The sequence below is a fragment of the Pseudomonas danubii genome, assembly GCF_042980055.1.
Lineage (GTDB): Bacteria > Pseudomonadota > Gammaproteobacteria > Pseudomonadales > Pseudomonadaceae > Aquipseudomonas > Aquipseudomonas danubii.
The window spans coordinates 3,375,181-3,401,946 of sequence record NZ_CP116502.1; the positions used below are offsets into that span (position 1 = coordinate 3,375,181).

Consider the following 26,766-nt stretch of genomic DNA (forward strand, 5'->3'; position numbering starts at 1 on the left):
GCCCGTGCATTGACCGGCCTCAGCGGCCGGCTTTGTTGTCTGGCAACGGTGCGAACAGGGCTTCGATGTCTTCACTCTGCAGCTTCCAGTCGCCGGCCTTGCGCCCGTCCAGTACGCCTGCCGCCAGGTCCGACTTCTCTTGTTGCAGGAGCTGGATCTTCTCCTCCACGGTGCCCCGGGCAATGAGCTTGTAGACGAACACCGGCTTTTCCTGGCCGATGCGGTAGGCGCGGTCGGTTGCCTGGCTCTCGGTCGCCGGGTTCCACCACGGATCGTAGTGGATCACGGTGTCGGCCTCGGTCAGATTCAGGCCCACGCCGCCCGCTTTAAGGCTGATCAAAAAGATCTGCAGCTTGCCGCTCTGGAAATCCCGCACCGGCGTGCGCCGATCCCGGGTCTGGCCGGTGAGCAGGGCGTAGGCGATTTTGCGTCGTTTGAGCTCGGCTTCGATCAGGCTCAGCATCGAGGTGAACTGCGAAAACAGCAGAATGCGCCGGCCTTCTTCGAACAACTCCTCAAGCATCTCCATCAGGCTGTCGAGTTTGCCCGACGAGCTGCCCCGCGCCGGGGGCGAGTCGTTGACCAGGCGCAGGTCGCAGCACACCTGGCGCAGTTTGAGCAGGGCTTCGAGGATGATGATCTGGCTGCGCGCCACGCCCTTGCGGGTGATCTCGTCGCGGACTTTCTTGTCCATGGCCAGGCGCATGGTTTCGTAGACGTCCCGTTGCGCCTCGTTGAGTTCGACCCAATGGATGATCTCGGTCTTAGGCGGCAGCTCAGTGGCCACTTGCTCCTTGGTGCGGCGTAGCAGGAAGGGTTTGATCCGGCCGTTGAGGTGCTGCAGGCGCACTTCGCTGGCGTGCTTTTCGATCGGCACCCGGTAGTCGCGGTTGAAGCTCCTGGCATCGCCAAGCCAGCCCGGCAACAGGAAGTGGAACAGCGACCAGAGTTCTCCAAGATGGTTTTCCAGGGGCGTGCCAGACAGGCACAGGCGCTGCCGGGCGTTGAGTTCGCGTGCGGCTTGGGCGGCCTTGCTCGACGGGTTCTTGATGTACTGCGCCTCGTCGAGGATCAGTACGTGCAAGGGCTGCGCGGCCAGCAGTTCAACATCCTTGGGCAGCAGTGCATAGGTGGTCAGCAGCAGGTCGTAGTCGGCCAGTTGCGCGAAGTGTTTCTTGCGTCCCGCGCCATACAGCGCCAGAACCTTGAGTTGCGGGGTGAAGTGCGCCGCTTCGTCCAGCCAGTTGGGAATCAGGCTGGTGGGCATGACCACCATGCAAGGGCGGTCCAGGCGGCCGGCGTTTTTCTCGCTGAGGATGTGCGCCAGGGTCTGCAGGGTTTTGCCCAGGCCCATGTCATCGGCGAGGATGCCGCCCACTTCCAGCTGGCGCAGGGACTGCATCCAGCTCAAGCCTTCCTGCTGATAGAGGCGCAGGGTGGCATTCAACCCTTCTGGCACCGGCGCCGAGTAGTCCTTGATGTCGCGCAGGCGCTGGGCAAAGGTGCGGATATGCTCGCCACCTTCCCAGAGCAGTGGCAGGTCCTGCAGTGGGTTCAGGCGTGTGGCATCGGCACTGCTCAGGCGCAGGGCGGTTTCCCCGGGCTCCTGCAGATAGAACTCCCCCAGGGTTGCCAGCACCGGTTTCAGGCGGCCGTAGGGCAGTGCCACTTGCAGCGGGCCGTGCAAGGAATTGGGTCGGTTGGGAATGTTCACCAGGATCAACTCATCGTCACGGCGCCTGGCCAGGCGTTCCGGGTTGAGGAGTTCGGTGTGGGAGCGCATCAGGTTAAGTAGGATCGGCAGCAGGCTCAGGCGCTCGCCATTGACGATGATCCCCAGTTCCAGGTCGAACCAGTCGCGCCCTGGCGCTTCGTCGACGCTGGCGTACCAGTCGTCCACGGCTGTCAGGTCGAAGCCGAAGCCTTCGTCGATCTGCAGCTCCCAGCCCTGGTTGCGCAGCTTGGGCAGCTCATTGAGGGTGAAGGTCAGCCAGGCGCTGTCGTTGACCATCTCGAACAGCTCGCCGGCGCTTTCCGGTAATGCCTTGCTCTGCCGGGTGGCGATCTTGAAACCCAGGTTTCGCAGTTGCTCGCGCCAGCCTTGCTCACGCTCGGGGTGGCGCTTTATACGCAGGGTCTGATGTTCCTGGCGGATGATCACATCGGCATTCTTCTGGCCGCTGACGTGTTCGCCCATGTAGTTGAATGACAGTGCGGCGCGGTGCTGGATATAGCGCTGCATCTTGCCGTTGCGTGGTTCGAAAGCGCTGAATTCGATGCTTGCCAGCCACAGGCGCGGCACGGGTTGCACATCCTCCAGCAAGTGCTGTGGCAGCGCTGCGGGGCGGCGGCTGTCGAGTACCGCGGAGAGCTTTTCCAGCAGCTCGGCATCCTTGGCTGCGGCGGGATAGGCCAGGGTTTCTTCCACTTGCAACAGCACGGCGGCGATGTGTTTGCAGTTGCTGCGGACCGGGCAGGTGCAATGGGCGTCGATCAGCAGCAGGTTGCCCTTGCTCGATTCTCGCAGGCTGATGTGCTGCCGATAGACATTGCCACCGGAGCCTTCGCAGCTGGCAGTGATAGCGCTGTCTGCGGCGGTAACGATGCGTACACGTCTTTCCAGGGCGTAACGCCGGCCGCGCTCCAAGGTTTGTTCCTTGAAGCGATTGACCCAGGACGGGGCCAGGGGTTTGGTCAGGGGCGGGGTCATAGGGACTTCGATCAGTCCGGTATTTCAGTTGGAGCAGGGCGCGGCGCCGGTGCGGTGAGCGAGGTGATCTTGATCAGCAGCGCTAGGTGGCCGTTGTCCAGGTAGTTGAGCTGACCGTTTTTGGTGTGGCTTTGCTGCTTCAGGCGTTCGCTGCGGGTAACCAGGCCATTGCTGTCGATCTGGTTGATCCAGAAGTCTGCGTCCACATCGGTGAAGCGCCCGAGCTTGAGGTTCAGGGTGCCTTCGATGGGGAACTGGCCGAACAGTTCCCGCCCGTCGCTGAGGGCCACCTTGACCGGGGTTTCCCCCAGGGTCTGCTGCCAGGCCTTGTGCAGCAGCACGCTGTAGTTGCCACTGGCATTGAGCTTCTCGACGATCCCGCCCAGGGCGGGCGTGCGCTGGCTTTCCGGGCTCAGGCGTTGAGCGCCGGCGGCCCAGTCTTCCGGAGCGGCGCGGCTTATGATCTGCGGCTCGGCGTTCTGCCGGACAAGGATCATTTCCACCTGGTACAGATCGTCGGCAAACGCCATGGGCGCGACCAGGGTCAGGAGCAGGGTCAGGGAGCGGAACAGGCGCATGGGGCGTCCTTCAAGCAGTTTTCGGGGTGAGGCGTTCAAACAGTGCCTCCAATGTATTAAAGCGCTCTTCCGGGCGCTCCATAGGCACCATGAACTTGAACAGGGTTGCGCCTTCGAATTTGTAGCGTTTGGGCTGGCTCTGAATCAGTTTGATCAGTGCCAATGGGTCCACCGGCGTATCTGCGGCAAACTCGATGCGCCCGCCTTGCGGGCCGCCGTCGACCTTCTTGATTCCCAGGGTTTCGGCCTGGAGTTTCAGCAGTGTCAGGCGGATCAGGTTCTTGGTGGGCTCGGGCAGCAGGCCGAAGCGGTCGATCATCTCCACTTGCAGGTCCTTCAAGCCGTCTTCGTCGGTTGCCGAGGCGATGCGCTTGTAGAGGATCAGGCGGGCGTGCACATCCGGCAGGTAGTCCTCGGGAATCAGTGCCGGCAGGCGCAGGTTGATTTCCGGGCCGCCGCCCAGGGGCTGGTCGAGGTTCGGCTGTTCGCCCTTGCGGATGGCCTTCACCGCGCGCTCGAGCATCTCCATATAAAGGGTGAAGCCCACAGCCTGGATCTGCCCGCTCTGGCCGTCGCCCAGCAGCTCGCCGGCGCCGCGAATTTCCAGGTCGTTGGTGGCCAGCACGAAACCGGCCCCCAGGTCCTGGGTATTGGCGATGGCTTCCAGGCGCTTTTCAGCGTCCGGGGTGATTTGCTGGCGCGGGGGTGTCAGCAGGTAGGCATAGGCCTGGTGGTGACTACGGCCGACCCGACCGCGCAACTGGTGCAACTGGGCCAGGCCGAACTTGTCGGCGCGCTCGATGATGATGGTGTTGGCGCTCGGCACGTCGATCCCGGTCTCGATGATGGTCGAGGCGATCAGCACGTTGAAGCGCTTGTGGTAGAAGTCGCTCATCACCTGTTCGAGTTCGCGTTCGCGCATCTGCCCATGGCCGATGCCGATCCGTGCTTCGGGCACCAGTTCGGCCAGGTCGGCGGCGCATTTCTCGATGGTTTTCACGTCGTTGTGCAGGTAGTACACCTGGCCGCCACGCAGCAGTTCACGCAGCAGGGCCTCTTTGACCGTGCTCTTGTTCTGCTCCATGACAAAGGTGCGCACCGACAGGCGTCGCGCCGGCGGCGTGGCGATGATCGACAAGTCGCGCATGCCCGAGACGGCCATGTTCAGGGTTCGCGGGATCGGCGTGGCGGTCAGGGTGAGGATGTCGACTTCACTGCGCAGGGCTTTGAGCTGTTCCTTCTGGCGCACCCCGAAGCGGTGTTCTTCGTCGATGATCACCAGCCCCAGGTTCTTGATCTTCACATCGTCCTGCAGCAGCTTGTGGGTGCCGATGACGATGTCGATCTTGCCTTCGGCCAGGTCCGCCACTGCGGCGTTCACTTCCTTGGCCGACTTGAAGCGGCTCATCACCTCCACGGTCACCGGCCAGTCGGCGAAGCGGTCGCGGAAGCTGTTGTAGTGCTGTTGAGCGAGCAGGGTGGTGGGCACCAGGATGGCCACTTGCTTGCCGCCGTGGACCGCAATGAAAGCGGCGCGCATGGCCACTTCGGTCTTGCCGAAGCCGACGTCGCCACAGACCAGGCGGTCCATCGGTTTGCCCGAGAGCATGTCCTCGCGCACCGCTTCGATGGTGCTCTGCTGGTCCGGGGTTTCCTCGAAGGGGAAGCCGGCGCTGAAGGTGGCGTAGTCGGCCTTCGGATCGGCGAAGGCGTAACCTTCGCGGGCGGCGCGCCGGGCATAGATGTCCAGCAGCTCGGCGGCCACGTCCCGCACTTGCTCGGCGGCCTTGCGCTTGGCTTTCTGCCAGGCTTCCGAGCCGAGGCGGTGCAACGGCGCCAGGGCGTCGTCGCTACCGGTGTAGCGGGCGATCAGGTGCAGGTTGGCCACGGGCACATAGAGCTTGGCGCCCTCTGCGTATTCCAGGGTCAGGAACTCGGCGGCCTGGTTGTCGATCTCCAGGGTCGCCAGACCCAGGTAGCGGCCGACACCGTGGTCGATGTGCACCACCGGCGCGCCTTCGCGCAGCTCGGTGAGGTTCTTGATCACTGCATCGTTATTGGCGTCGGCGCGTTTTTCCCGGCGCCGACGCTGCATCACCCGCTGACCAAACAGCGGGCTTTCCGCCACCAGGGCCAGGGCCGGGTCGTCCAATACCAGTCCCTCGTCCAGAGGGGCAATGGTGATTGCCAGGCGCTCCTTGCTGGCGACGAAATCCGGCCAGCTGTCGACGGTCTTCGGCCGCAGCTTGAGGCGTTCCAGCAGCTCCAGCAGCACTTCCCGGCGGCCGGCGGATTCGGCGGTGAACAACACCCGGCCGGGGAACTCGTCGAGGAAGCCCGAGAGCGCCGCCAGCGGCTGGTTGGCCTTGGCCTCGATGGCCAGGTTGGGCAATTCGTGGGCCGGGAAACGCTCGCGGCCGACGCCGGTTTCGATGTCCTGCTGGCTCGCCACCACCCGTGGCCAGTTTTTCAGGCGGGCGAAGCAGTCTTCCACCGGCAGGAACAGTTCCGCCGGAGGCAGGAGCGGGCGCGATGGATCGACGCGGCGCTCTTCATAGCGGTTGCGTACATCGTTCCAGAAGTTTTCCGCGGCCTGTTCGATGCCCGGCAGGGAGAACACTTGGGTGTCCTGGGGCAGGTAGTCGAACAGGGTCGAAGTCTCTTCGAAGAACAGCGGCAGGTAGCACTCGATACCGGCCGGGGTAATCCCGCTGCTCAGGTCCTGGAAGATCGGGCAGCGGCAGAAGTCCACGTCGAAGCGTTCGCGAAAGCGTGCCTTGAAGCGAGTCACCGCTTCTTTCTGCAGAGGGAATTCCTTGGCCGGCAGCAGGCGCACCGAGTCGACCTTGTCGATGGAGCGCTGGTTCTCCGGGTCGAAGGTGCGCAGGGTCTCGATTTCGTCGTCGAACAGGTCGATGCGGTAAGGCAACTTGCTGCCCATGGGGAACAGGTCGATCAAGGCGCCGCGCACGGTGAATTCGCCGTGCTCATAGACTGTATCGACATAGCGATAGCCGCTGGCCTCCAGACGCGTGCGCATCTGTTCCACATCGAGCTTCTGGCCAACGTCCAGTACCAGGCTGCTGCCCAGCAGGAACTGGGTCGGCGCCAGGCGGTGCAGGGCGGTGGTGATGGGCACCACCAGTACGCCGTGCTCCAGCTCCGGCAGCCGGTAGAGGCTGGCGATACGCTGGGAAATGATGTCCTGGTGCGGCGAGAACAGGTCGTAGGGCAGGGTTTCCCAGTCGGGGAAATGCAGCACCGGCAGATCCGGGGCGAAGAAGCCCAGCTCCTGTTCCAGCCGGTCAGCGCTTTGGCTGTCGGCGGTCAGCAGGAGGGTAAAGCGCTTGGCGGCGCTGGCGGCTTCGGCGATGGCCAGGCTCAGGGCGGCACCGGGCAGGTTGCCCCAATGCTGTTTACCGGCGGCGGCAGGGAGTAGCGGTAGACGCAGGACGGGCACGGACGGTCAAGCTCCAAGCGTTGCGACGAAAGTCGGTAATTGTAACGGCCCCGGGTGGCCACTGTCAGTGGCTGATGCGTCTATTACGCCGGTCAGGGCAAATGTAGTGGCTATGACAACAAAATGTGCTTTTTTGGTGGAAATGTAGTGCCGAATTTGCTCGGTGTTACGGAGGGTTACATACAGGTTGCTTGGCTGTCCAAAAAATTGACGCGGCTGGAAGCCGCGGTTTTACTGGCCTCCAGCATAGTGGTGTTTTTTTGCAAGGGCTTTTTGTTACGTTCCGCACGACAGGCGCGCATTGCTACGAGAGGGACTCGGCGTCATAATGTAGCCCCTTTTTTCTGCCCCTACATGTGGAAGGTTCCCGTGACTCAGAAGCCCGACCAGTGTCTTGGTGAATGGATCGACCGTGAAGCACTCGCAGAAGCGATGATTCCGCTTATCGGTCAGCTCTACCGCAATAACAATGTGGTGAGCTCGATCTATGGCCGCAGCCTGATCAACCAGTCTGTCATCGCGATTCTCAAGGCTCATCGCTTTGCTCGCCATCGCTCCTCCGACGACAGCGAACTCTCCGTCCACGAAACATTCCCTCTGCTCAAAGCAATGAGCGAGCTCAAGCTCGGCGCAGCTTCGGTAGACCTGGGCAAGTTGGCGTTCAAATTCCGTAACGAAGGCAATGGCCGCAGCGCCGAGCAGTTCGTTCGCGAAGAAATGGCTGACGTGGTTGGCCAGCAAAACGCTTCGGCCCGCAAAGGCACTGACGTTGTCCTGTACGGCTTCGGTCGTATCGGCCGTCTGCTGGCGCGCATCCTGATCGAGAAAACCGGTGGTGGCGACGGTCTGCGTCTGCGCGCCATCGTGGTGCGCAAAGGCGCCGAAAACGACCTGACCAAGCGCGCCAGCCTGCTGCGTCGCGATTCGGTGCACGGTTCGTTCAACGGCACCATCACCATCGACGAAGAAAACAACACCATCACCGCCAACGGCAACCTGATCCAGGTGATCTACGCGAAGAACCCGACCGAGGTGGACTACACCCAGTACGGGATCAAGAACGCGCTGCTGGTGGACAACACCGGTGTATGGCGTGATGCCGACGGCCTGGGCCAGCACCTGACCTGCCCGGGTATCGATCGCGTGGTTCTGACTGCGCCTGGCAAAGGCAAGCTGAAGAACATCGTTCACGGTATCAACCACAACGAAATCACTGCTGACGACAAGATCGTGTCCGCCGCTTCCTGCACCACCAACGCCATCGTGCCGGTGCTCAAGGCTGTGAATGACAAGTTCGGCATCATCAACGGTCACGTTGAAACCGTTCACTCGTACACCAACGACCAGAACCTGATCGACAACTTCCACAAGGGCGATCGTCGTGGCCGTAGCGCCGCGCTGAACATGGTGATCACCGAGACGGGTGCTGCTACCGCTGCTGCCAAGGCCCTGCCTGAGCTGGCCGGCAAGCTGACCGGTAACGCGATCCGCGTTCCAACGCCAAACGTGTCGATGGCCATTCTCAACCTGAACCTTGAGAAAGCCGCCACCCGTGAAGAGATGAACGAGTACCTGCGCTACATGGCGCTGCACTCCGATCTGCATAAGCAAATCGACTTCGTCAATTCGCAGGAAGTGGTGTCCACCGACTTCGTGGGTTCGCGTCACGCCGGTGTTGTCGACGCTGAAGCGACCATAGTTCAGGACAACCGCGTTGTTCTGTACGTCTGGTATGACAACGAGTTCGGTTACAGCTGCCAGGTTGTGCGCGTAATGGAAGACATGGCCGGGGTCAACCCGCCAGCATTCCCACGCTAAGCGACTGCTGAAATGAAAACGCCCCGACTTGTCGGGGCGTTTTTGTTTGTGGCTTTCGCCTACGAGGCCAGCGTCATTTGTAGGTGCCAACTTGTCCGCGCTGCTGGCTGTCAGGCGCTGCCAGCCGCCTGCGCTGCACGCAGTTCGTGGCGGTTGCCACGGAATAGCACCAGTGTCGCAATCAGCCCCAGCACCGCCGCGCCGCTGAGCCAGATGCCCGGTGCGGCCTGGTTGCCCAGAACGTGGATCAGGTAGGTGCAGGCCGCCGGGGTAAAGCCGCCGAAGGTTGCGGTTGCCAGGCTGTAGGCCAGCGAGAAGCCGGTGGTGCGCACTTCCACCGGCATGATTTCAGTCAGGGCCACCACCATCGCGCCGTTGTACGAGCCATAGAGGAAGGACAGCCACAGCTCGACGATCAGCAGGTGGCTGAAGCTGGGGTTGGCCACCAGCCAGGACAGCGCCGGGTAAGCGGTGAAGATGGCCAGGATGGTGGCGCCCAGCAGCAGCGGTTTACGACCGATGCGGTCCGACAGCGAGCCCATGACCGGCAGCCAGAAGAAGTTCGACAGGCCGATGCACACAGTCACCAGCAGGGCGTCGAAGTCCGACAAGTGCAGCTCGGCCTTGCCAAAGGTCGGGGTGTAGGCGGTGATCAGGTAGAAGGACACGGTGGTCATCACCACCAAGGCCATGCCGGCAATGACGACTCCGAAGTTCTGACTGATGGAGCGGATGACTTCCTGCAGGGTGGGGCGATGTTTGCGGGCCTGGAACTCGGGTGTTTCCTCGAGAGAGCGGCGGATCATGAAGATTGCCGGAACAATCATGCAGCCCACCAGGAACGGCACGCGCCAGCCCCACTCACCCATTTGTTCGGGGCTCAGCCAGTGGTTCAGACCCACCCCCAGCAAGCCGGCAAACACCACGGCCGCCTGTTGGCTTGCCGATTGCCAGCTGACGAAGAAGCCCTTGCGGCCCGGTGTCGAGATCTCGGCCAGGTACACCGACACGCCACCCAGTTCCACGCCCGCGGAGAAGCCCTGCAGCAAGCGACCCAGCAGCACCAGCAGCGGAGCGGCGACGCCGAGAGTGGCGTAGCCCGGCACGCAGGCAATCAGCACAGTGCCTGCGGCCATCAGCACCAGGGTAATGATCAGGCCCTGGCGGCGGCCGTGACGGTCGATGTAGGCGCCGAGGAAGATCGCTCCCAGTGGACGCATCAGGAAGCCGGCGCCGAAAGTGGCCAGGGACAGCATCAATGAAGCGAAGGCGCTGTCGGCCGGAAAGAAGGTCTTGGCGATTGCCGTGGCGTAGAAGCCATAGACCATGAAGTCGAACATCTCGAGAAAGTTGCCGCTGACAACGCGAAAGATCGCCTTGCCTTTGCCCGTGGTCGTGGACATTTTTTCACTCACTTTGGCTGTTTTGTTAGCAATCCCTGGTCAGTACTCGTCCTCACTGCAAAGGTGGGGCGCGAGGCGGCACGCTGAACAGTTTTGTAACAATATGTGTGCTGGCGGCGTCAGGCAACAAAAACTCTTGGGTGCTGCGCGATGGCTCTGGGTCAAGCTTCTGGTGCCGGCCAGGCTGGCAGGTCTGGCGCGCATGCCGCATCCGCCTGTCGCATAATGGCCATTTGCGTTGTCAGCTCGCCCTCTGGGGCAATTGATCTGGAGGGGAATCTTGTCGGGAAGGCGATGGTGGTGGAACGCATTGTGGGGCGCGATGGCGCTGTTGGCGGGCTGTGGTGGCGATCGCCTGCACAGCGTCTCCGGGCCGACCATGGGCAGCACTTACTCCGTTCAGTACGTGCAGCGCACCGGCGTGCCGGATGAGTCGCGGGTCAAGGCCGAGGTCGAGCAAATCCTGGCTGAGGTTGATCGGCAGATGTCCACCTACCGCAGTGACTCGGATATCGAGCGTTTCAACGCCTTGCCCGGCAACAGCTGCCAACCGATGCCTGAATCGGTGCTGCACTTGGTGCGAGTTGGCGAGCAGCTGTCCCGGGACAGTGGCGGCGCCTTTGATCTGACGGTGGAGCCGCTGCTCGACCTCTGGGGCTTTGGGCCTCAGGGGCGAGAGGAAAAAATTCCCAGCGCGTCAGCCCTGGCCGAGGTTCGGCAGCGGGTCGGACATGGGCACTTGCATGTCGAAGGCCAGGAGCTGTGCAAGGATGCGCCGGTGGAAGTGGACTTCAACAGCCTTGCCGCCGGTTACGCAGTGGATCGCATTGCCGCGCGGCTTGCGCAGTTGGGGATCGACAGTTTTCTCGCCGAAGTCACTGGCGAGCTCAAGGCCGTGGGCCGCAAACCGGACGGCGCGTCCTGGCGTATCGCCCTAGAGGAACCGCGGGACGACCAGCAGGTGGCCCAGCGGGTGATCGCACTGGATGGCTATGGTGTATCCACGTCTGGCGACTACCGTAATTACTTCGAGCAGGACGGCCAGCGCTATTCCCATACCTTCGATGCCAGGCTTGGCAAGCCCATCGCTCACAGGCTGGCGTCGGTGACCGTGATTCATCCTTCGGCACTCATGGCCGATGGCCTCTCTACGCTGTTACTGATTCTTGGTCCCGAAGCAGGCTGGGACTACGCGCAAAAACACCGTATCGGCGCATTTTTTGTGATGCGTGCCGATAAAGGCTTCGTCACACGTAGCAACCCGGCGTTCGATGCGCTGTTGGCCGGACCAAAACAATAACCAGGCACGCTGTTGCGAATGCTGTAGTGCAGGCAAAAGTAGCCTACGACGCGACCAAGGGTTAATGTGCGCGGCGTTGACGCTTCTATAGACTGTGCCCGGGTTCGTAACCGAGCCAAATTGATCCTTCATGTCGCTGGCCGCGACATGATTTAGCCGGAGATGCCAGAAGGGCATCTCGGCCTGTTCTGAGGAGTACGCATGGCTGTCTACAACTACGACGTAGTGGTGCTGGGCTCGGGCCCCGCTGGAGAAGGTGCGGCAATGAACGCCGCGAAAGCAGGACGCAAAGTGGCGATGGTCGATAGCCGTCGCCAGGTCGGCGGCAACTGCACCCACCTGGGTACCATTCCGTCCAAGGCCCTGCGTCACTCGGTCCGGCAGATCATGCAGTTCAACACCAATCCGATGTTCCGGGCCATTGGCGAGCCGCGCTGGTTTTCCTTTCCGGACGTGCTCAAGAGCGCCGAGAAGGTGATTTCCAAGCAGGTGGCCTCGCGCACCGGCTACTACGCCCGCAACCGGGTCGATGTGTTCTTCGGCACTGGCAGCTTCGCCGACGAGCAGACCGTGGAAGTGGTTTGCGCCAATGGCGTGGTGGAAAAACTGGTAGCCAAGCACATCATCATCGCCACCGGTTCGCGTCCTTATCGCCCGGCGGACATCGATTTCAGTCACCCGCGTATCTACGATAGCGACACCATCCTCAGCCTCGGCCACACCCCACGCAAACTCATTGTTTACGGCGCCGGGGTCATCGGCTGCGAATACGCCTCGATCTTCAGTGGTCTTGGGGTGTTGGTGGAACTGGTGGACAACCGCGGCCAGTTGCTCAGCTTCCTGGACTCGGAGATTTCCCAGGCCCTGAGCTACCACTTCAGCAACAACAACATCACTGTGCGCCACAACGAGGAATACGACCGCGTTGAAGGTGTGGACAACGGGGTGATCCTGCACCTGAAATCCGGCAAGAAGATCAAGGCCGACGCCTTGCTCTGGTGCAACGGCCGTACCGGCAACACCGACAAGCTGGGCATGGAGAATATCGGGGTCAAGGTCAATAGTCGTGGCCAGATCGAAGTCGACGAGAACTACCGCACCTGCGTGCCGAACATCTACGGCGCCGGTGACGTGATCGGCTGGCCGAGTCTGGCCAGTGCCGCCCACGACCAGGGTCGTTCCGCCGCCGGCAGCATTGTCGACAATGGCAGCTGGCGCTTCGTCAACGATGTACCGACCGGGATCTACACCATTCCGGAGATCAGCTCGATCGGCAAGAACGAGCAGGAGCTGACCCAGGCCAAGGTGCCTTACGAAGTGGGCAAGGCGTTCTTCAAGGGCATGGCCCGTGCGCAGATCGCCGGCGAGCCGCAAGGCATGCTGAAGATCCTGTTCCATCGGGAAACCCTGGAGGTCCTCGGCGTGCATTGCTTCGGTTACCAGGCTTCGGAAATCGTCCACATTGGTCAGGCGATCATGAGTCAGCCGGGTGAGCACAACACCCTGAAGTACTTCGTCAACACCACCTTCAACTACCCGACCATGGCCGAAGCCTATCGGGTAGCGGCGTACGACGGCCTCAACCGGCTTTTTTGAGCGGCTCCGGCCGGTGGCCTGAGCCGGCCGGGGAGACCGACTTCAGTAATTCTCGAGGGTGGCGCTGGCCAAACCGGGAAAGTCTGTAATCAGGCTATCTACGCCGAAGTCGGCGAGCCTGCGCATCAGCGCGGGCTCGTTGACCGTCCACACTGACACATGCAAGCCCTGACGCTGCGCCCTTTGCAGTCGCTCCGGGGTGCACAGGGTCCAGTTCAGCGCAAGAATCTCGCAGCCATAGCTCTGGGCGACCTTCAGTGGGTCGAGCCAGGCGTATTCGGCTACCAGTCCGCGAGACAGGTCCGGGGTCAGTTCGACTGCGGCTTTCAGCACTTCCCGCGAGCTTGAGGTCACGGTGACCTTGTCCAGCAGGCCGAAGCGTTGGGCCATTTCCCGAATTGCCAGCACCGTGGTGGCGGCGCGGGTGCGCGAGGCACTCTTGACCTCCAGCTGCCAGTGCTCGAAATCGCATTTTTCGAACAGCTCTTCCAGGCGTGGAATGGGGCAGGGGCTGACCCAGCCCGGGCCGCCTTTGCGTGCGTCGTAGGTCACCAGTTCGGAGGCGGAATGCTCCACCACCTTGCCGCGCCGGTCAGTGGTGCGCTTGAGGGTCGGGTCGTGAATCACCATCAGCTCGCCGTCCATGGACAGGTGCAGGTCGAGCTCGCAGCGGCGCACGCCGTGCTTGAGACATTCCTGAAAGCTGGTCAGGGTGTTTTCCGGTGCTTCGCCTTTAGCGCCGCGATGGCCATAGATCAGGGTCACAATTGCTCCTTCACGGATGTTGTTCCTTAAGAGGGGGTCAGGCTTGCGGCTCAACCAGCGGCGGGGTCTGTCTGGTCCCGGGCCATGCGGCGTTGCTGAGCCTGTTTTTGCAGGATGTAGCGCGCCAGCAGTTGGCGCTGGGCATCGGTCAATGCTTCGAATTCGGTGCCGATCTCGAAGGTGCCGAAGCTCTGTGGCTCACAGTGGATGACCCGGGCTCGCAGCAGCAGGCCCAGGGCTTGCGGCATCAACAGCAGTTTCACCGCCAGGTGGCTGCCGCTGGGATAGCTCAGGTGGTGGTTGAACTCGATGCCGCCTTCGGAAAGGGTGACCCGCTGCGGCTCGCCGAACTTGCCGAACACGGTCTGCGCCACCACCTGGCTGAGCAGGTCGATGCGCTTGTTCATGGCCTTGAGGTAGCTGGCCAGGGTGCGATCGCGCTCGTTGACCTGACGCAGCAGGTGCTGGGATTCGAATTCGCTCAGGTGCAGCTCGCTGAGCAAATTGAACAGCGGAGACTCATCCTGCAACACTTCCTTGCTCGCCGCGTCGTGGGCGGACAAGGGGCTAATTTCCAGTGCGATCGTGTCCTCGATACGGTAGTATTCGCGGCGATCTTCTTCATCTAATGTCGACATGGCGAACCCATGGTAGAGGCAGTGGTCTGAGTGTAAAGCTGCTTACCAGGCCCCGCCACAAGGACGTCTTCTTTTCCTCTGCACAAGCCCCGACATGTTCAGACCTCTGTTTGCTTTTATCGGCACGCGTTACACCCGTGCAAAGCGTCGCAATCATTTTGTGTCATTCATTTCCCTGACCTCGATGATCGGACTCGCCCTCGGCGTGATCGTGATGATCGTGGTGCTGTCGGTGATGAATGGCTTCGATCATGAAATGCGCACCCGCGTGCTGGGCATGGTGCCCCACGCCACCATCGAATCCGGTGAACCCATCAGTGACTGGCAAAGCCTGGCCGACAAGGTCAAGCAGAACCCGAAAGTGCTGGCGGTGGCGCCATTCACCCAGATGCAGGGCCTGCTGACCAACAACGGCCAGGTGCAGAAAGTGCTGCTCAACGCCATAGATCCTGGCAAAGAGCGGCAGGTGTCGATCATCGACCATTTCATGCAGCAGGGGCAGTTGGACGCGCTGGCGCCCGGCAGTTTCGGCATAGTCATCGGCGACAAGGCGGCCGCCAAGCTGGGTGTTGGCCTGGGAGACAAGCTGACCTTCGTTGCCCCGGAAGTCACGGTGACCCCGGCCGGCATGTTCCCGCGGATGAAGCGCTTTACTGTGGTGGGCATCTTTCATGTCGGCGCCGGCGAGATCGACGGCTACCTGGGCCTGACCAACCTGGAAGACCTGGGCCGCTTGCACCGCTGGAAGTCGGATCAGGTCCAGGGCCTGCGGCTGAAGTTCGACGACCTGTTCCAGGCCCCGCGCACCGCTTGGGAAATCGCCCAGCAGTTGGGCGAGAACCATTTCTACGCCCGTGACTGGACCCGTACTCATGGCAACCTGTACCAGGCCATCCGCATGGAAAAAGCCATGATCGGCCTGCTTTTGCTGCTGATCGTCGCGGTCGCTGCGTTCAACATCATCTCGACCCTGGTGATGGTGGTGAACGACAAGAAGGGCGACATCGCCATTCTGCGCACCCTGGGCGCTACGCCGGGCACCATCATGGCGATCTTCATGGTCCAGGGCACGGTGATCGGTGTGGTCGGCACCCTGATCGGTGCGGTGCTGGGGATGCTCGCAGCCTTGAATGTCAGTGCTGCGATCTCCGCCCTCGAAGGCCTGATCGGCCATAAATTCCTGAATGCCGACGTGTACTTCATCGACTACCTGCCGTCGCAACTGATGGCCGAGGACGTGTTGATGGTCTGCGGCGCGGCATTGGTCCTGAGTTTTCTCGCCACCCTGTATCCAGCCTGGCGTGCGGCGCGCACCCAGCCTGCGGAGGCGCTACGTTATGAGTGAGTTGGGCATGAGTGAAAAAGCAATCCTGAGCTGCCGTGACCTGGGCAAGTCCTACGAGGAAGGTCCGGAATCGGTGGTGGTCCTGTCCGGCCTGCAACTGGAACTGCATCCGGGGGAGCGAGTGGCCATCGTCGGTACGTCGGGCTCCGGCAAGAGTACCTTGCTCAACTTGCTGGGCGGCCTGGATACGCCCTCCAAGGGCAGCGTCTGGCTGGCCGGCGAAGAACTCTCGGCGCTGGGTGAGAAGGCCCGCGGTCAATTGCGTAATCGCGCCCTGGGCTTCGTCTACCAGTTCCACCACCTGCTGCCGGAGTTCACCGCGCTGGAGAACGTCTGCATGCCGCTGCTGATCGGCCGTACACCGATTCCTGAAGCCCGTCAGCGTGCTACTGCGCTGCTGGAGCGGGTCGGCCTGGGTCATCGCCTGGAGCACAAGCCGGCCGAACTGTCCGGCGGTGAGCGCCAGCGGGTAGCCATCGCCCGGGCCCTGGTGAACCAGCCGGGGCTGGTGATGCTCGACGAGCCCACCGGCAACCTCGACTCGCACACGGCCCAGGGCATTCAGGACCTGATGCTGGAACTCAGCACTTCGATGCGTACCGCCTTCCTGGTGGTGACGCACGATATGAACCTGGCCCGGCAGATGGATCGCGTACTGCACCTGCAAGAAGGTCACCTGGTCGCCATCTGATGCGGCCGCACGCGGTGTCGGCGGCTGGCCCGTCGACACCGGGTCATTAATTTTTCCAGGGTGCCTTGCCCATGTTCAGACCCTTATCGATCTTTATCGGCACGCGCTACACCCGCGCCAAGCGGCGCAATCGTTTTGTCTCGTTCATTTCCATGACCTCGATGATCGGCCTCGCCCTGGGCGTGCTGGCGATGATCGTGGTGCTGTCGGTCATGAACGGCTTCCAGCGGGAAATGAGTTCGCGCATCCTCGGTATGGTGCCTCACGCCACCATCGTTGGGGTCAAGCCCATTGATGATTGGCAGCCAGTGGCCGCTGCGGCCCTGAAGAACCCGGAAGTCACTGCGGCGGTGCCCTTCACCGAGATGGAGGGCATGCTCTCCTACAAGGGGGCGATGCAACCGATCCAGATCAGCGGTATCGACCCGGCCCAGGAGGGCAAGGTGTCCATCGTCGCCCAGCATATTGTCCAGGGCAGCCTGCAAGACCTGAAACCCGGCGAGTTCGGTGTGGTGATCGGCGAGATCACCGCTCGGCGTTTCCGCTTGAATGTCGGCGACAAGCTGACCCTGATCGTGCCTGAAGTGAGTACGGCCCCAGGGGGTATCACCCCGCGTATGCAGCGCCTGAACGTGGTGGGGGTGTTCAAGGTGGGCGCCGAGCTGGATGGCTCCATGGGCCTGATCCATATGGCCGACGCCGCAGAGATGCAGCGCTGGCAGCCCAATCAGGTGCAGAGCGTGCGCCTGGCGGTCAAGGATCTGTATGCCGCGCCACAGGTGGCGGTGGATATCGCCAAGGGGCTGGGTGCGGACTTCCGCGCCGATGACTGGACCCACACCCAGGGCAGCCTGTTCAGCGCAATGAAGATGGAAAAGACCATGATCGGCCTGTTGCTGCTGATGATCGTCGCGGTGGCGGCGTTCAACATCATCGCCACCCTGATCATGGTGGTGAACGACAAGGGCGCGGACATCGCAATCCTGCGCACCATCGGCGCCACGCCGCGGCAGATCATGGCGATCTTCATGGTCCAGGGCACGGTGATCGGGATTGTCGGCACCCTGATCGGTGGGGTGCTAGGGGTCATTGCGGCGTTGAACGTGAGCGAGCTGGTGGGCTGGCTGGAGCGGATCAGCGGCCAGCAGATTTTCAGTTCGGATGTGTACTTTGTCAGCAACCTGCCTTCCGAACTGCAGGGCGGGGATGTGGCGCTGATTTGTAGCGCTGGGTTCATCCTCAGCTTCCTGGCCACTGTGTATCCGGCCTGGCGCGCGTCCAAGGTCGAGCCGGCTCACGCTTTGCGGTATTCCTGAGATCCGCTCTCGCCGGCAAGCCGGCTCCTGCCTGATTGGTGAAGGAGCCGGCTTGCCGGTGAACAGGCTCTCAACGCTTGCTCGGCAACTCGATCACGAAGCGTGTCCAGCCCGCTTCCGATTCGCAACGTATCTGTCCGCCATGGGCGCGAATGATCGACTGCGTGATCGCCAGTCCCAATCCCGCGTGTTCACTGCTGCCCTCGCGTCGCGCCGGATCTACCCGGTAGAAACGGTCGAATAACCGCGGCAGTACCTCCCTGGCGATACCCTCTCCGCTGTTTTCGATGCTCAGGTTCAAGACCTGTAAGCTGTCGCTGATCCGTACCTGGACCGATCCTCCAGGAGGTGTGAAGCGCAGGGCATTGTCCAGCAGGTTGGACAGCGCCCGACGCAGCATGCTGCGATCGCCGATAAAGCCGGCATGACCTTCACGGCTCAGGCTGACGTTCGCGTCTTCCGCCAGGGGGCCATAGAACTCCAACAGCATGTCGGTTTCCTCGGCCAGCTCCAGTGCTTCGCATTTCGGGGTCAGCAGCCCATGGTCGGCCTTGGCCAGGTACAGCATGTCGTTGACCAGTTGCGCCATCCATTGCAGTTCCTCGAGGTTGCTGTGCAGGGCTTCGCGGTAGTCCTCGATCGCTCTCGGGCGGGTCAGGGTGACTTGGGTGTGGGTCAGCAGGTTCGACAGGGGCGTGCGCAACTCGTGGGCAATATCAGCGGAAAAGGCCGAAAGGCGTTGGAAGGATTCCTCAAGGCGGCCGAGCATGGCGTTGAAGCTGCTGGCCAGGTCGGCCAGTTCGACGGGCATCTGTTCCTGGGGCAGGCGCTGGGTCAGGGAACTGGCGGAGACTCCTGCGGCCACTGCGCTCATGCGTCGCAAAGGTCGCAGGCCGCTGCGGGCGGCCCAGGCACCAAGCAGGGCAGTGGCCAGGGCCGAGAGCCCTACTGTGAACCAGATCAGGTGCTGCATGCGCTGCAGAAAGTGCTGGTGATGGGTGATATTCAGCAGCAGGGCCAGCTGTGGCGAGTCGGGTTGACCTGGCTTGAGCGGCGCGGAGTAGATCCGGTAGGCAGCACTGTTCAGATTCAGGTTGTGCAGGCCGGCTTCGCTGGGCAAGGAGGCGGGCAGGGCGGGGGCACTGTCGAACCAGAGTTGGCCGTCACTGCCGATAATCCGCAGGGCCAGGTCCGGTTGATGGCTCAGCTCGTCCTGCAGCCGTGCCTGATACCGGGCAAAATCTCGGGCCTCGGTCACATCCTGCAAGACGCTGCGCAGGGCGATCAGCTTGCCGTCCAGCAGTTGCTGGTCCAGTTCGATGAAGTGGGCTTCGCTGGCGCGACTGAACAGCACCCCTGCAAATAGCGAAACCACGGCGGTGCAGGCGGCGAACAGCAGCGCCAGGCGTGCGCTGAGTGACAGGCGGCGCATCAGGCCGGACGCTCTTCGAGCACATACCCCATGCCGCGTACGGTATGGATCAGCTTGTTCGGGTAATCGTCATCGATTTTCAGGCGCAGACGGCGGATTGCTACTTCGATGACGTTGGTGTCGCTGTCGAAGTTCATGTCCCAGACCTGGGAGGCGATCAGCGATTTGGGCAGGACTTCTCCCTGGCGTCGCAGGAGCATTTCCAGCAAGGCGAACTCCTTGGCGGTCAGATCAATGCGCTGGCCGCTGCGTTCTACCCGGCGGCGGATCAGGTCCAGGCGCAGGTCAGCCAGTTGCAGGCTGGTTTCCTGGGTCATCACGCTACCCCGGCGCAGCAGGCTGCGAACCCGGGCCAGCAGTTCGGAGAAGGCAAAGGGCTTGACCAGATAGTCGTCGGCTCCCAGTTCCAGGCCGTGGACTCGGTCCTCTACGGCGTCTCTGGCGGTGAGGAACAACACAGGGATGTCCAGGCCAGCGCTGCGTACGGCCTGGAGGATCTGCCAACCGTCGCGCCCCGGGAGCATCACGTCGAGAATCAACAGGGCGTAGTCACCGGTCAGCGCCAGGTGCTGGCCGGTATTGCCATCCGCTACCAGCTCGGCATTGAAGCCGGCTTCGCTCAAGCCTTGGCGCAGGTACTGGCCGGTTTTCGGCTGGTCTTCGACGATCAACAGTTTCATGGTGGTACTCGTGGCTTGTGTAACCCGGGCTTTATACCTTGCCGGGGGGCAGGGCAGATCAAGCTGACAAAGTTGTAATCTAGCCGTCAGCTGGCTGGCAGCGCTGGGCCGTTAGAGTTTGCCACATGCTCAATCCTGATCTTGTTGGAGCCTGACGATGAATCTGCAAAACCTGTTGTTGCGATGCCGCTCGGCCCTGGGAGGCTGCCTGATGCTGTTGAGCGTACCGCTCTGGGCTTCACCGGCGGCCTCTTATGACTTCGGCCAGCCGGCCGCGGCCGCCAAGGCCACTCGGGTGGTCGAGGTGGTGATGGGCGATATGTCTTTCAATCCCAAGGTCCTGGAGATCAAGGCCGGCGAGACTGTGCGTTTTGTGTTGATCAACAAGGGGCAACTGCTCCACGAATTCAACCTGGGTAACGCGGCGATGCATGCCGAGCACCAGCAGGAAATGCTCAAGATGCAGCAAAGCGGGATGCTCACGCCCACCGCAATGAAAACCATGGATCACGCAGCCATGGGCCACGGCTCAATGGCGGGCATGGATCACGGCATGCAGCATGACGATCCCAACAGTGTGCTGGTGGAGCCTGGCAAGCAGGCCGACCTGACCTGGACCTTCAGCAAAAGCGGCAGCCTGGAGTTCGCCTGCAATGTTCCCGGGCACTACCAGGCCGGCATGGTCGGCAAGCTGACAGTCAGCCCGTAAGCGTTCGGGGCTCAAAGGCGGGAGCAAAGGCTGGTAGAATCCGCTGATTCTTCAGTCAGGTTTCCGCCATGCATCCCGCAGCCGAACATTCGCCGCTGGGCAAGTCCAGTGAATACGTTTCCACTTACACGCCATCCCTGCTGTTCCCGATTCCCCGGGCAGCAAAATGGGCCGAGCTGGGCTTGAGTGCCGATACCCTGCCGTATAAGGGAGTGGATTTCTGGAACTGCTTCGAATTGTCCTGGCTGCTGCCTTCAGGCAAGCCGGTGGTGGCCATTGGTGAATTCAGCATTCCTGCAGATTCGCCGAACATCATCGAGTCCAAGTCTTTCAAGCTGTACCTCAATTCGTTGAACCAGACCCCCTTCGCTGATCGAGCGACGCTTGAGGCGACTTTGCGTCAGGATCTCTCGGCCGCCGCAGGCAAGCCCGTAGGGGTGCGTATTCGCAGCCTTGGTGAGGTCGAGGCGCAAGGTGTGGTGGCACTGCCAGGCATCTGCATCGACGAGCTGGATATCAGTGTCGACAGCTATGAGCATCCGCGACCTGAGCTGCTGCGTTGCGATGATTCGCAAGTGGTGGAGGAAAGTGTGCACAGCCACTTGCTCAAATCCAATTGCCCTGTGACCAGCCAGCCGGACTGGGGCAGTGTCGTGGTGGAGTACCGTGGCGCGGCGCTGGATCACGCCAGCCTGCTGGCCTATCTGGTGAGTTTCCGTCAGCACTCGGACTTCCATGAGCAATGCGTGGAGCGGATTTTCCTTGATCTGCAGCGGTTGCTCAAACCCGAGAAACTCACCGTCTACGCTCGCTATGTGCGTCGCGGCGGGCTGGATATCAATCCGTACCGCAGTACCGAAACGGTGGAGTTCGCCAATCAGCGATTGGTTCGCCAGTAAGCAGAAGCCCCGCAAATGATGCGGGGCTTTGTTTTTATGGGACGGTGTTATCGGGCGCTATCAGATACCGATGTTGCCCAGGGTCTGGACGATATTACGCAGGGTTCCGGCGATGGCCGGATGTTCCAGTTCGAAGCGTTCCACTGCCAGGTTGACGCCGTCGGCGAGGCTGGCGTCGTGGGTGCTGGTCTCCAGCTTGAGTTGCAGTTCGATCTGCTGCATCAGTTCCTGCAGATTGGCGCGCTCGGCTTCCGAAAGCGGTGGGTTCTGCTCCAATTGCTCGCGCAGGGTATCGAGTTGTTCTTGCAGTTCGCGGGCAGGCATGGCGTTCTCCCTTTATTGATAGGCACAGGGATGGACCGCGCGTTTGAGGCAAAGGTCCATGCCCACGGCTTAGAGTAATCCACTCCCGGGCACTGTGCATGATCCTGATCAACAGGCTTATGTCAGGGTTTTTCACCTTTGAGCCGGCGCAGTTCGATGTCCGCCAGGCAGGTGTTCAGGTCCCCCAGGTGGTCGATGACCGAGTGCACCCCCAGACCGAAGAGTTGCAGGGTGGCCTTGCCGCGCTTGAGTTCGCGCTCCTGCTGGCTCAGGGCCTGCCATTCACTTGGTGTCAGGCCGCACAGGGACCCACAGGAGGCCAGGCCTATGGTCCAGAGTCCGGCGTTGAGCCCTGACTGCAGAAGTTGCGGTTCGCCGCTGACCAGTACACAACCCTCGAGGCGGGACACCTTGAGGGTCATCAGCGCCTGCCAGCAGGCGTCAGGAGCGGGCCAGGGAGCGGGGGCGGCGGGGGTGGGTTTGATCCAGTCGGGCAGGGCGGCGGCCAGGTGGCTGCTGCTGGCGCAGGGTAGTTGCTCGAGCCAGGCGCAGGGAATGCCCAGTTGTTGCAGATGACGCAAGGTGTCCAAAGCTCCTGGAGTGGTCCGGATCTGTTCCGGGCCAGGGCGCGTGGTGGTTTGCAGGCGCGTGCGCGCACCGAAATCCACCAGGCAGCCACTGAGGCCGAAGAGCACCGCGGTCAATGGCGCTGCAGTCTGGGCTAAGGCATCGGCGTGGGGCATATCAACGTCCTTGAAATTCTTCTCGAGGCTAGCCGGGGAAGATGACATGCAGGTGACAGTGAGGTGAATGCGAACAGGATTGATTGACTGATGCCTCCAGGCTGCTTGCAGTGATGCTGCCTAAACAGGGCTATCCGCTTTATACTCCTCGACCTAACCTCAGGGCATAGCCCCACGAGAGAACAATCCAAGGAGTTTCCTGCTATGCGCTGGAGCCGTTATCTAGTTCCGCTATGTATGAGTGCCGGTGTGACGCTGGCTCCCCTGGTCGCCCAGGCGGCCGAAGAGGACCCGTGGGAAAGCATCAACCGTCCCATCTTCACGTTCAACGATACCCTTGATACCTATGCCCTGAAGCCGCTGGCCCAAGGCTACCAGGCGGTGACGCCGCAGTTTCTGGAAGACGGTATCCACAACATGTTCCGCAACCTCGGTGACGTCGGCAACCTGGCCAACGACATCCTCCAGGCCAAGCCTCGTGCCGCCGGTGTGGATACTGCGCGCCTGCTGATGAACACCACGTTGGGGCTGGCGGGCTTCTTCGACGTCGGTACCCAGATGGGTCTGCAGCGCAATGACGAAGACTTTGGTCAGACCCTCGGCTATTGGGGCGTGGGCAGCGGTCCTTACGTGATGCTGCCGTTGCTGGGCCCTAGCACCCTGCGTGATGCGCCGGCCAAGTATGTAGACAGCTACACCTTGCCTTATCGCTACATGAACGACATCCCTGCGCGCAACATCACCATGGGCGTGAACGTGGTTGATACTCGTGCCAGCCTGCTGGCTGCGGACAAGCTGATTCGCGGTGATCGCTACACCTTTGTGCGCAATGCCTATCTGCAGAATCGTGAATTCAAGGTCAAGGATGGTCAGGTCGAAGACGACTTCTGATCGGGCGACTGTCTTGCAGAAACTGAAAAGGCGGCCATCAGGCCGCCTTTTTCATGGGAGTAAGTTTTACTTCATCTTAAGGATTGTAAGCCCAAGTTTCTGGCCGCCACCCTCCTGTGAGTTGACCCAGACCACTTCGGTCTCCGCTTCCAGGCCTCTGAGGGCTGCATGCTCCGAGTCGATACGCACACTCAGTAGGTCGCCGACCTGAAATGAACGGGGCGCCTGGACCTGCATGCCGCTGCTGGAAAGGTCAATGCAGACCGCTTCTATGACCTGTCCCTGGTGGATCAGCGTGACCTCGGCATCCACCCGCATACGGATGTAATCGCGCTTTTCACTGTAGTCACGCTGGTTTTGATTCATGGGTTCCATCCTGCGATTGAGTTGCGGTTTTAGCGGTTTTTATAACTCCCGGTGATTTGCGGTGTAAAGACGTCAGGCGACCATCGGCATGAGCTTGAAACGCCCCGCGGATGGGAGTACCGTCTGCGCCTTAGAAGGGCACCTCTGATGAGCGGGCGTGCAGGGCTGAAGGTCCTGGCTCCACTTCAGAGTGGCTAGAAAGCGAATCCAGTAGCGTGCGCCAGGCCTTGGGCCAAGCCACCTACGCCAACCTAATTCTGGCGCCGTTTGCCCACATGCAAAAAACCAGTGCCACGCTGCTGATAATCGATGACGACGAAGTAGTACGCGCGAGTCTCGCGGCCTATTTGGAAGACAGTGGCTTCAGCGTACTGCAGGCTGCTAACGGCCAGCAGGGTCTTCAGGTATTCCAGCGCGACAACCCCGATCTGGTGATCTGCGATCTGCGCATGCCGCAGATGGGCGGTCTCGAACTTATCCGTCAAGTGACCGAGTTGTCGCCGCAAACCCCGGTGATAGTGGTTTCGGGGGCGGGCGTGATGAATGACGCGGTTGAAGCACTGCGCCTGGGTGCGGCGGACTACCTGATCAAGCCTCTGGAAGATCTGGCCGTGCTCGAGCACTCTGTGCGTCGAGCCCTGGATCGAGCGCGCTTGTTGCTGGAAAACCAGCGTTATCGAGAAAAGCTCGAAGCCGCCAACCGCGAACTCGAGGCCAGCCTCAATCTGCTTCAGGAAGATCAGAACGCCGGTCGCCAGGTGCAGATGAACATGCTGCCCACCAGCCCCTGGTCGATCGATGAGTTTAATTTCGCGCACCAGATCATCCCTTCGCTCTACCTGTCGGGGGATTTCGTCGACTACTTCCGCGTCGACGAGCGTCGGGTTGCCTTCTACCTGGCTGACGTTTCCGGCCATGGTGCGTCATCAGCCTTCGTCACCGTGCTGTTGAAGTTCATGACCACGCGCCTGCTGTTCGAATCCAAGCGCAACGGTACCTTGCCGGAATTCAAGCCTTCGGAAGTACTGGGCCATATCAACCGTGGCCTGATCAGTTGTAAGCTGGGCAAACACGTCACGATGGTCGGTGGAGTTATCGACGAGGAGACTGGTTTGTTGACCTATAGCATTGGCGGGCACTTGCCGTTGCCGGTGTTGTACACACCAGACAGTGTGCGTTATCTGGAAGGGCGTGGTTTGCCGGTAGGCCTGTTCAACGAGGCTACCTATGAAGACCACATTCTGGAACTGCCCCCGGTGTTCAGCTTGACGCTGATGTCCGATGGCATTCTGGACCTTTTGCCCGAACCTACACTCAAAGAAAAAGAAGCGGCCTTGCCTGAACGGGTGAGAGCTGCGGGCGGCAGCCTGGATGGCCTGCGGCAAGTTTTTGGATTGGCCACGCTAGGGGAGATGCCGGATGATATCGCCCTGTTAGTGTTGAGCAGGAACCTTTAATGAGTACCGGTAGAATCCAGTTCGCCGAGCAGGACGGCACTTTTGTCCTGAAGTTCATCGGTGAAGTGCGCCTGACCCTGTGTTCGGCGTTGGATGCGACTATTGAGCGGATTTTCACTGCGCTGAATTTCTCGGCGATCGTGATCGACCTCACTGAAACCCGCAGCATCGACAGCACTACTCTGGGCCTGCTGGCCAAGTTGTCGATCCTATCGCGGCAGAAGGTAGGTCTATTGCCCACCGTCGTCACCACCCACGAAGACATTACCCGGCTGTTGCAGTCCATGGGCTTCGATCAGGTGTTCAACATCGTCGATCGTCCGATTCCTTGCCCGGAATGCCTGGCCGACTTGCCTTCCCAGGACCAGTCGGAAGAAGTGGTGCGGATTAAGGTCCTGGAGGCTCACAAGATTCTGATGGGGCTCAACGACTCCAACCGCGAAGCCTTCCACGATCTGGTAAACGCTCTGGAGCGTCACTGATTCGCTGAAACGCACGGCATAAAAAAGGGCGAACCTGTGAGGGTTCGCCCTTTTTGCGTTGGTACTGAGCAATCAGAGCTTGGCAGCCAGCAGGGCTTCGAGTTTTTCCTGGTCACGGGCAAACTGACGAATGCCTTCGGCCAGTTTCTCAGTGGCCATGGCGTCTTCATTGGAGGCCCAGCGGAACTGCGATTCGTTCAGGCTCTGACGGGCTTCGCCGGTCTTGCCCGGGCTCAGCTTGCGCTCTAGCTGGCCAGTGTCGGCTGCCAGCTTCTCGATCAGGTCTGGGCTGATGGTAAGGCGGTCACAGCCGGCCAGTTGCTCGATCTGGTTCAGGTTGCGGAAGCTGGCACCCATCACCACGGTCTTGTAGTCGTTGGCCTTGTAGTAGTTGTAGATGCGTGTGACCGACTGTACGCCCGGATCATCGGCGCCGGTGTAGTCGCTGCCGTTGGCTTTTTTGTACCAATCGTAGATCCGACCCACAAATGGCGAGATCAGGAAGACCCCAGCTTCGGCGCAGGCCACGGCCTGAGCGAAGGAAAACAGCAGGGTCAGGTTGGTCTGGATGCCTTCACGCTCCAGCTTCTCGGCGGCACGAATGCCTTCCCAGGTGGAAGCGATTTTGATCAGTACTCGATCGCGTCCTACGCCAGCCTTTTCGTAAAGTTCGACCAGGCGATGGGCGCGTTTGAGCATCGCGTCAGTGTCGAACGACAGCCGGGCGTCCACTTCAGTGGAAATACGACCGGGAATGACCTTGAGAATTTCCTGGCCGACAGCCACGCCAAAGCGATCGCTGGCCAGACCGACATCACCCTTGCAGTCGCTGACGCAGGCGTTCAACAGGTCGGCATAGCCAGGAATGGCGGCAGCCTTGAGCAGCAGCGAAGGGTTGGTGGTGGCATCCACCGGCTTGACCCGGGCGATAGCGTCGAAGTCGCCGGTATCGGCTACCACGGTAGTGATTTTCTTCAGTTGTTCCAGCTTGGAAGTCATGAGCGTGCTCTGTCCTATGGGTCTGATGACATTACCCGAGCGCTGTCAGGCGCTCAAGGGCGCGGAAGGCTTACAACGGCCCCAAGGGCGGCGGCCTGAAAACAGGTGTTTGAATGCTGGGGCGTGATTCAGGTAATTGAGATACCAAAAGCCAGATCAGGTTC

At 61.2% G+C, this 26,766-nt stretch carries 23 protein-coding genes; 11 read left to right on the forward strand and 12 right to left on the reverse strand.

Annotated elements, in window-relative coordinates; translation table 11 throughout:
- Positions 1 to 19 precede the first annotated feature (19 nt).
- Genes PFZ56_RS15700 through mfd form a run of 3 tightly spaced genes read right to left on the reverse strand, consistent with a single transcriptional unit; the run spans position 20 to position 6,748 of the window.
- A complete protein-coding gene (locus PFZ56_RS15700; RefSeq protein WP_170002205.1) occupies positions 20 to 2,710 on the reverse strand; it encodes a DEAD/DEAH box helicase in 2,691 nt (896 codons plus the stop codon).
- An 11-nt stretch (positions 2,711 to 2,721) separates the two neighbouring features.
- Complete coding sequence (locus tag PFZ56_RS15705) at positions 2,722 to 3,288, reverse strand: CsiV family protein (protein WP_170002207.1); 567 nt, start codon at positions 3,286 to 3,288, stop codon at positions 2,722 to 2,724.
- Positions 3,289 to 3,298: 10 nt separating this feature from the next.
- Positions 3,299 to 6,748 carry a transcription-repair coupling factor gene (gene mfd / locus PFZ56_RS15710; RefSeq protein WP_170002209.1) on the reverse strand — a complete coding sequence of 1,150 codons (3,450 nt, stop codon included), beginning with the start codon at positions 6,746 to 6,748 and terminating at the stop codon, positions 3,299 to 3,301.
- 354 nt (positions 6,749 to 7,102) lie between these two features.
- Between mfd and PFZ56_RS15715 the strand changes: the two genes are divergently transcribed.
- Entirely contained in the window at positions 7,103 to 8,566 is a 1,464-nt protein-coding gene (locus PFZ56_RS15715; RefSeq protein WP_102863767.1) for a glyceraldehyde-3-phosphate dehydrogenase, read from the forward strand.
- A 110-nt stretch (positions 8,567 to 8,676) separates the two neighbouring features.
- Here PFZ56_RS15715 and PFZ56_RS15720 read toward each other — a convergent pair whose 3' ends face one another.
- On the reverse strand, positions 8,677 to 9,969 hold the full coding sequence (locus PFZ56_RS15720) for an MFS transporter (protein ID WP_170002211.1): 1,293 nt from the start codon (positions 9,967 to 9,969) through the stop codon (positions 8,677 to 8,679).
- A 322-nt stretch (positions 9,970 to 10,291) separates the two neighbouring features.
- Here PFZ56_RS15720 and PFZ56_RS15725 point away from each other — a divergent pair, with 322 nt between their 5' ends.
- Positions 10,292 to 11,269, forward strand: a complete 978-nt coding sequence (locus tag PFZ56_RS15725; protein WP_170002298.1) for an FAD:protein FMN transferase — start codon at positions 10,292 to 10,294, stop codon at positions 11,267 to 11,269.
- A gap of 201 nt (positions 11,270 to 11,470) precedes the next feature.
- Positions 11,471 to 12,865, forward strand: coding sequence for a Si-specific NAD(P)(+) transhydrogenase (gene sthA / locus PFZ56_RS15730; RefSeq protein WP_016967736.1), 1,395 nt, complete (start codon positions 11,471 to 11,473; stop codon positions 12,863 to 12,865).
- A 42-nt stretch (positions 12,866 to 12,907) separates the two neighbouring features.
- Here the strand turns inward: sthA and PFZ56_RS15735 are convergent, their stop codons facing one another.
- Together PFZ56_RS15735 and PFZ56_RS15740 are read right to left on the reverse strand one after the other, a co-directional pair.
- Positions 12,908 to 13,630, reverse strand: a complete 723-nt coding sequence (locus tag PFZ56_RS15735) for a glycerophosphodiester phosphodiesterase family protein (protein ID WP_102879028.1) — start codon at positions 13,628 to 13,630, stop codon at positions 12,908 to 12,910.
- A 50-nt stretch (positions 13,631 to 13,680) separates the two neighbouring features.
- Positions 13,681 to 14,268, reverse strand: coding sequence for a PilZ domain-containing protein (locus PFZ56_RS15740; RefSeq protein ID WP_102879029.1), 588 nt, complete (start codon positions 14,266 to 14,268; stop codon positions 13,681 to 13,683).
- A gap of 94 nt (positions 14,269 to 14,362) precedes the next feature.
- Between PFZ56_RS15740 and PFZ56_RS15745 the strand changes: the two genes are divergently transcribed.
- The 3 genes from PFZ56_RS15745 (at position 14,363) to PFZ56_RS15755 (ending at position 17,620) form a co-directional block, all read left to right on the forward strand.
- Positions 14,363 to 15,613 carry a lipoprotein-releasing ABC transporter permease subunit gene (locus tag PFZ56_RS15745; protein WP_170002215.1) on the forward strand — a complete coding sequence of 417 codons (1,251 nt, stop codon included), beginning with the start codon at positions 14,363 to 14,365 and terminating at the stop codon, positions 15,611 to 15,613.
- 7 nt (positions 15,614 to 15,620) lie between these two features.
- On the forward strand, positions 15,621 to 16,304 hold the full coding sequence (gene lolD, locus PFZ56_RS15750; RefSeq protein ID WP_162884123.1) for a lipoprotein-releasing ABC transporter ATP-binding protein LolD: 684 nt from the start codon (positions 15,621 to 15,623) through the stop codon (positions 16,302 to 16,304).
- A 71-nt stretch (positions 16,305 to 16,375) separates the two neighbouring features.
- A complete protein-coding gene (locus tag PFZ56_RS15755; protein ID WP_102863761.1) occupies positions 16,376 to 17,620 on the forward strand; it encodes a lipoprotein-releasing ABC transporter permease subunit in 1,245 nt (414 codons plus the stop codon).
- A gap of 70 nt (positions 17,621 to 17,690) precedes the next feature.
- Here PFZ56_RS15755 and PFZ56_RS15760 read toward each other — a convergent pair whose 3' ends face one another.
- Both PFZ56_RS15760 and PFZ56_RS15765 read right to left on the reverse strand, forming a co-directional pair.
- Positions 17,691 to 19,052, reverse strand: a complete 1,362-nt coding sequence (locus PFZ56_RS15760; protein ID WP_170002217.1) for a heavy metal sensor histidine kinase — start codon at positions 19,050 to 19,052, stop codon at positions 17,691 to 17,693.
- Positions 19,052 to 19,732, reverse strand: coding sequence for a heavy metal response regulator transcription factor (locus tag PFZ56_RS15765; RefSeq protein ID WP_102863759.1), 681 nt, complete (start codon positions 19,730 to 19,732; stop codon positions 19,052 to 19,054). The genes PFZ56_RS15760 and PFZ56_RS15765 overlap by 1 nt, the downstream gene beginning before the upstream one ends.
- A 157-nt stretch (positions 19,733 to 19,889) precedes the next feature.
- On the opposite strand from PFZ56_RS15765, the gene PFZ56_RS15770 reads away from it, so the two are divergent.
- Both PFZ56_RS15770 and queF read left to right on the forward strand, forming a co-directional pair.
- Complete coding sequence (locus PFZ56_RS15770; protein ID WP_170002219.1) at positions 19,890 to 20,441, forward strand: plastocyanin/azurin family copper-binding protein; 552 nt, start codon at positions 19,890 to 19,892, stop codon at positions 20,439 to 20,441.
- A gap of 68 nt (positions 20,442 to 20,509) precedes the next feature.
- Complete coding sequence (gene queF / locus PFZ56_RS15775) at positions 20,510 to 21,340, forward strand: NADPH-dependent 7-cyano-7-deazaguanine reductase QueF (RefSeq protein ID WP_123392475.1); 831 nt, start codon at positions 20,510 to 20,512, stop codon at positions 21,338 to 21,340.
- A gap of 60 nt (positions 21,341 to 21,400) precedes the next feature.
- On the opposite strand, the gene PFZ56_RS15780 is transcribed toward queF, so the two are convergent.
- Positions 21,401 to 21,664: a DUF4404 family protein gene (locus PFZ56_RS15780; RefSeq protein ID WP_102863756.1), complete on the reverse strand. Its 264-nt coding sequence runs from the start codon at positions 21,662 to 21,664 to the stop codon at positions 21,401 to 21,403.
- 122 nt (positions 21,665 to 21,786) lie between these two features.
- The gene (locus PFZ56_RS15785) at positions 21,787 to 22,407 is read right to left on the reverse strand and encodes an HAD family phosphatase (protein ID WP_123392482.1); all 621 of its coding nucleotides are present in this window, start codon (positions 22,405 to 22,407) and stop codon (positions 21,787 to 21,789) included.
- Between the two features lie 204 nt (positions 22,408 to 22,611).
- Between PFZ56_RS15785 and PFZ56_RS15790 the strand changes: the two genes are divergently transcribed.
- Positions 22,612 to 23,298, forward strand: a complete 687-nt coding sequence (locus PFZ56_RS15790; RefSeq protein ID WP_102879033.1) for a VacJ family lipoprotein — start codon at positions 22,612 to 22,614, stop codon at positions 23,296 to 23,298.
- Between the two features lie 66 nt (positions 23,299 to 23,364).
- On the opposite strand, the gene PFZ56_RS15795 is transcribed toward PFZ56_RS15790, so the two are convergent.
- Positions 23,365 to 23,664, reverse strand: coding sequence for a PilZ domain-containing protein (locus PFZ56_RS15795; RefSeq protein WP_102863753.1), 300 nt, complete (start codon positions 23,662 to 23,664; stop codon positions 23,365 to 23,367).
- 275 nt (positions 23,665 to 23,939) lie between these two features.
- Here PFZ56_RS15795 and rssB point away from each other — a divergent pair, with 275 nt between their 5' ends.
- Together rssB and rssC are read left to right on the forward strand one after the other, a co-directional pair.
- Positions 23,940 to 25,121, forward strand: coding sequence for a two-component system response regulator RssB (gene rssB / locus PFZ56_RS15800; RefSeq protein ID WP_102864100.1), 1,182 nt, complete (start codon positions 23,940 to 23,942; stop codon positions 25,119 to 25,121).
- On the forward strand, positions 25,121 to 25,603 hold the full coding sequence (gene rssC, locus PFZ56_RS15805; protein WP_102863752.1) for an anti-sigma factor antagonist RssC: 483 nt from the start codon (positions 25,121 to 25,123) through the stop codon (positions 25,601 to 25,603). The genes rssB and rssC overlap by 1 nt, the downstream gene beginning before the upstream one ends.
- 72 nt (positions 25,604 to 25,675) lie before the next feature.
- On the opposite strand, the gene tal is transcribed toward rssC, so the two are convergent.
- Complete coding sequence (gene tal / locus PFZ56_RS15810) at positions 25,676 to 26,602, reverse strand: transaldolase (RefSeq protein ID WP_102863751.1); 927 nt, start codon at positions 26,600 to 26,602, stop codon at positions 25,676 to 25,678.
- Between the last annotated feature and the right edge of the window lie 164 nt (positions 26,603 to 26,766).